Here is a 4,791-nt window from a genome sequence, read left to right as displayed (position 1 = left end):
GGCTGATCGACGCGATGGAGAAGGCCGGCTGGGTTCAGGCCAAGGCGGCTCGTATCCTGGGCCTCACGCCGCGGCAGGTCGGCTATGCCCTGCGCCGGCATGGGATCAAGCTGAAACAGTTCTAAACTCTGGTCTTGCTTCAGCTGAGATATTGCGGGCGAACGGGCGCGGATTTTCAATCCGCCTGTGGCGGGAGAAACAGAGCGCCTTAATGTGTTTGGTGGCGGAACGTTGTTGGGACCGGGTGCGTTGCGCGATTGAGGAGTACGCTTGGCGCTTTGACGGCCTGCGACGCCGAGCTCCTCACCGCAGGAGGCCGTGAAGCTGTCCCTTCATCCGCAAGCCCGTACCACCCCAGCCGTTCGCCAGGAGATCGCCCGCTCGGTCGAGCCCACGGGCGTGCTGGCCCAGCGCTATAGCGTGAGCCCCGAGACCATCCGCAAGTAGCGCAAGCGCGGAGTTCAGGATTGCCCGGACCATAGCAGCCGACCGCACAAGCTGCCCTGGAAAGCCACCGCGGAAGAGCGGGCGATTGTCCGCGCCCTGCGCCAGGCCACCGGTTTTCCGCTCGATGGCCTCACGTTCGTGGTCACGCACTTCCTGCCGCATCTGAATCGGGACGCGGTCTACCGATCCTCAAGGCTGAGGGGCTCGGGCGCCTGCCACCAGGGCAGCAGTGCCAGCGCAAGAGCGGCACGTTCAAAGAGACTATGACCTCGGCTTCGTGCATATGGACATCAAGCACCTGCCCAAGCTGAGAACCGCCAATGGCGAGAGCCGCAAGCGCTTCCTCTATGTCGCCATCGACCGTTGCTCCAGCTGGGTGCACCGGGCGGTCTATGATGACGAGACGGCAACAAGCGCGATTGCTTTCCTCCAAGAGGCGATCGGCACGTTTCTCTTCACGGTCACCCACGTGCTCACCGACCGTGGCTCGTGCTTTACCGCCGATGGCTTCGAGGCAGCCTGCCGCCAGCTGAAGGTGCAACACCGCAAGACCAAACGCTACACGCCGCAGAGCACTGATGTAATTGAACTGCGCCGATTTTTCCGGAGGCGGATTGGCCTGGATTCTACGCGGCCATCGGCATGACCTCAAGCTGGGCATCGTAGGCGGCTTCCGCCTCGGCAGGCGGGATGTTGCCGATCGGCTCGAGCAGGCGCCGGTTGTTGAACCGGTCACCCCACTCGAGGGTGGCAAACTCGACGGCCTTGAAGGAGCGCCACGGACCGCACCGATGGATCACCTCAGCCTTGAAGAGGCCGATGACGGTTTCCGCCAGGGCATTGATGCTCCTATAGAGGTCAAGAGGTCGAAGGGACCGTCGTGGGATCCCTTCTGGCTCGGCAGAGATAGCCAAAGATCTCCCGTGCGACAAAGCGCTTGAGACAGCGAATGATCTCCATCTTGCCCTTACCCTCTGCCATTCGCTTCCGGACGTAGTCGCGGGTGGGAGAATGGCTGCGCATCCGGCTAATGACCACACGATACAGGGCGGCATTGGCCTGCCGGTTGCCGCCGCGGTTGAGCCGGTGACGCGTGGTCTTGCCGCTCGAGGCGGGAATAGGACAGGCGCCACACAGTTTGGCGAAGGCTGCTTCGGAGCGAATGCGCTCAGGATTGTCGCCCACCAGGATCAGCATCTCGGCCGCCGTGCCGGTCGCCATGCCATGAGCCTCTTTCAGGGCTGGGGCGCAGACGGTGGTCAGAGCATCGAGAGCAGCATCGTGGCTTTTGATCAGCATCAAGCATCAGCCAGTGGCGGGCCAGAGCGCGCAGGGCCGCTTTGGCCGAGGCGGTCGGGTCTGTCATCGCTCCTGGCCGCAGGGCCGCCAAATGCCGGATGAGGGCCATCGTGCCGGTGAGGCCGTCAAGGCTCTCGCGCAAGGCCGTGGGAGCGTTGATGATGATCGTCTTGAGGGTAACCATCGCTTGGGTGCGGCTCTTCACGGCGGTGTCGCGTGCCACCTTGAGGTGGCGGATCATCTCGACCGAGCTGGTGCCTGCCTTCGCAGCCGCCCTTGCCTGGCCACTGAGAACCGCGCGGGCCGCATTCTCGGCATCGAGCGGATCCGTCTTGCCATGCTGATGCCGGATCTGGCGATTGGGCCGGTTGACCTCGATGACGCAATGGCCTCGCTCCTGCAGGAACCGGGATAAGCCAGCCCCATAGGAGCCGGTCCCCTCGATGCCGAAGGCTCGGACGCAGCCGAGCGAACCGGCCCAGACCTCCAGCTCCTGATAGCCTCTCCGGCTCGCCGGCACGGTCATCGCGCCAAGGCGGATCCCCAGTCCGTCGATGGCGACAACGGCATGGGCCTCCTTGTGAGTGTCAATGCCGATGATGATCTCGGCAGGATCAGTCTTGCGCATTCCTCGTCCTCCGCGGGTGAGGCCCTGGCGGGATCCTGCGGGCGGACAGGACTGTGACGGGACGGGTGTCCTCAAGCTCCTATCAAGTCACGCTATAGCAGGCCGTCAGGTGCCGCCCGGAGGACCGACACGTCGACGCAATGACACGCGGTCAATCGTAACAAGGCTCAGGCCTTCCGAGCGGCTCTCACATTCTCACAGGCGTACGAGGCGCCGACACTGCCGACCGACGGCTCGATGCCGGCTTCGGCGAGGCGCTCGGTGTACTTGCCGCGCACCACCCCTTGGAGGCCCATCTGCCGCATGAGCCGGGCAACCGTGCAGCGCGATCCCTTCACGCTGCATCGTATTCATCCGGTGTAGCCGCGGATGCGGAACCGAGGCGATAGCCAAGTCAACGCCGCAGGATCTGCATCTGTGTCCGCGCCTGCCAGCCCTGGCGTTCGAGTTCCGGCGTGTCATCGCTGTAAGCGGGATAGCCCAGACACAGGTAGCCGATGAACGCCCAGTGCGATGGGACCTCCAGGATCATGGCAACGGCAGCGGGATCCAGAATCGACACCCAGCCGACTCCAATCCCTTCGGCTCTCGCGGCCAGCCACAGGGTGTGGATGGCCATCACGGCCGAATACTGCACCGTCTCGGGCATGGTACGTCGTCCCAGACCGTGACCTTGCCGCGTGGCGTCCTCGGCAAACACCGCCAGGTGGATCGGTGCTTCCTGTAAGCCGGCCAGCTTAAGACGGGCATAAATCTGAGCCCGTTCCGCAGGCTCGTCCATCAGCGCTTGTGCGTTGCAGACCTCAAAGTTCTGGACGATCGCGGTTCGCCGGTGCGGATCATCCACAAGAACGAAGCGCCAGGGTTGGCTCAGGCCGACAGAGGGCGCCAGATGCGCCAGTTCGAGCAGGCGCGCGAGCACATCGGGCGAGATCGGGATGGGCCGGAAGTGACGAACATCGCGGCGCCAAACGAATAGCTCGCGAAGCTGATGGCGGAATTCCTGCGCAAAATCAGGAATGGGCGACGAACGTCCCGTGCTCACACGTTAACCGCATCGAGCGCAATCGGCGAAATCTCGGCGGCGGCGCGTCCACGGCGCACGTTGCCAGCAATGTCGGCCAGCTTGGAGAACCCACGTCGGGCATGGCTCCAACAGAAGGCAGGCGTGATCGGCCCACCACTGCGTGCAGGATCGTAGAGATCGTTGTAGCCCCCATAGGCGTCGGCTTGCAGGACGCCAGTGAAGGACTTGAGGTGCCGCTCCGGATGCTCGCCGCTGCGATCCCGGGAGGCGTAGTAGAGAGCGGCAGGTAGATCCGATCCACTGAAGGGGCGACCACCCCGCACATAGGTCCAGATCCGGCCTGTCGTGGTCTTGCCCTTCGTGAGGATCGGCACCGTGGTGTCGTCGGCATGCAACCGCTTGGCTTTGAGCACATGCGCTTCGCTCAAGGCGTGCAGCGGCTGAAGGGCTGCCGTGCAGGCGCCGACTTGGTCGGCCAGTGTGGAGACGCTGATATCGATCCCTTCGCGCTTGTAGCGCTCGCTCTGGTGGTTCAAGAGCTGATGCTGGCTGAACTTCTCGAACAGGATCTGAGCCAAGAGGTTCGGTCCGGCAAAGCCGCGCGGCGTCACGTCGAAGGGCGCCGGCGGCTGCATGATCTTCTCACACCCTCGACAGGAGAACTTCTCGCGCACGGTCTGGATCATCTTCCACTGCTGAGGAATGACCTCCAGCGTCTCGGTGATGTCCTCGCCGAGCTTCGAGAGGCGATCCGACCCGCAGCATGGGCAACTCGCAGGAACGGGGATCATCGAACGCTCGCGCGGCAGATGCTTGGAGAAGACTCGGCGGGCGGATGGCTTGAGTGGCCGAAAGCGCGGCTGCTCGGCTCGGAAAGCCGCAATCTCTGCCACTTCGGTATCCTCGCTGGTATCAGCAGCGAGTTCCTCATGCTGCAACTCCATTTGGTCGAGCAGGTGCGCCTTGCGCTCCGAGCGGGTGCCATAGAGCTCGCGTCGCAGCTTCTCGATCTCGAGCCTCAGAAGGGCGATCGGAGCGTCCCGGCTCGACAGATGGGCTTGCGTCTGGGCGGCCTCGGCGCGTGCGCCCGCAAGCTGACGTTCCGCGGCACGGCGTTCCTCGCGCTCGGCGAGGATCATCGCGTACGCTGCGGCGAGGTCGGAGGGGAGAGAATCAGGAGCGGATACTGTCACATCAGCAGTGTGTGCAGATCCGTCAGGGTTTGCAACGCAATTCCGCTAGCCGGCCTTGCTCGGCCGCTAGCCCGGAAAATTCATGGAGGGTTGGCGGGTGTAGCTCAAGTGCCTGAGATGACTTAGGATTTGGTTGTTGAATCCGATCCGCCTCATTTCTGGGAGAACCCACCCGCCATGAACCATTCTACGCTTCC

The 4,791-nt window shown here is 63.6% G+C and carries 4 protein-coding genes and 4 pseudogenes; 2 read left to right on the top strand and 6 right to left on the bottom strand.

Annotated features, from left to right (window positions below):
• Positions 1–125, top strand: a 125-nt coding sequence (locus FS320_RS38155) for a helix-turn-helix domain-containing protein (RefSeq protein WP_152717478.1), incomplete at its 5' end; no start/stop codon positions are given.
• Positions 126–324: 199 nt separating this feature from the next.
• Positions 325–1,036: pseudogene (locus FS320_RS38150) on the top strand (DDE-type integrase/transposase/recombinase); the annotation flags it as partial.
• Positions 1,037–1,073: 37 nt separating this feature from the next.
• Here the strand turns inward: FS320_RS38150 and FS320_RS38145 are convergent.
• The 6 genes and pseudogenes from FS320_RS38145 to tnpC all read right to left on the bottom strand — a co-directional run.
• Positions 1,074–1,289 (bottom strand): annotated as a pseudogene (locus FS320_RS38145) (IS3 family transposase); the annotation flags it as partial.
• A 16-nt stretch (positions 1,290–1,305) separates the two neighbouring features.
• Positions 1,306–1,668, bottom strand: a complete 363-nt coding sequence (locus FS320_RS47135; protein ID WP_202882948.1) for a transposase — start codon at positions 1,666–1,668, stop codon at positions 1,306–1,308.
• Entirely contained in the window at positions 1,616–2,374 is a 759-nt protein-coding gene (locus tag FS320_RS38140; protein WP_202882947.1) for an IS110 family transposase, read from the bottom strand. The genes FS320_RS47135 and FS320_RS38140 overlap by 53 nt, the downstream gene beginning before the upstream one ends.
• A gap of 272 nt (positions 2,375–2,646) precedes the next feature.
• A pseudogene (locus FS320_RS51175) lies at positions 2,647–2,712 on the bottom strand (IS3 family transposase); the annotation flags it as partial.
• A gap of 56 nt (positions 2,713–2,768) precedes the next feature.
• Positions 2,769–3,419 carry a 5,6-dimethylbenzimidazole synthase gene (gene bluB / locus FS320_RS38130; protein WP_162003511.1) on the bottom strand — a complete coding sequence of 217 codons (651 nt, stop codon included), beginning with the start codon at positions 3,417–3,419 and terminating at the stop codon, positions 2,769–2,771.
• 5 nt (positions 3,420–3,424) lie between these two features.
• A pseudogene (gene tnpC / locus FS320_RS38125) lies at positions 3,425–4,594 on the bottom strand (IS66 family transposase); the annotation flags it as partial.
• Positions 4,595–4,791 lie beyond the last annotated feature (197 nt).

Source organism: Microvirga tunisiensis, from assembly GCF_009296175.1.
GTDB lineage: Bacteria > Pseudomonadota > Alphaproteobacteria > Rhizobiales > Beijerinckiaceae > Microvirga > Microvirga tunisiensis.
This window is presented reverse-complemented; position numbering and strand designations above follow the sequence as displayed.

Excerpts from the sequence above, each read along its gene's own strand:
- FS320_RS47135 (WP_202882948.1), bottom strand. The coding sequence starts at position 1,668 with ATGGCGACCGGCACGGCGGCCGAGATGCTGATCCTGGTGGGCGACAAT.
- FS320_RS38140 (WP_202882947.1), bottom strand. The coding sequence starts at position 2,374 with ATGCGCAAGACTGATCCTGCCGAGATCATCATCGGCATTGACACTCAC.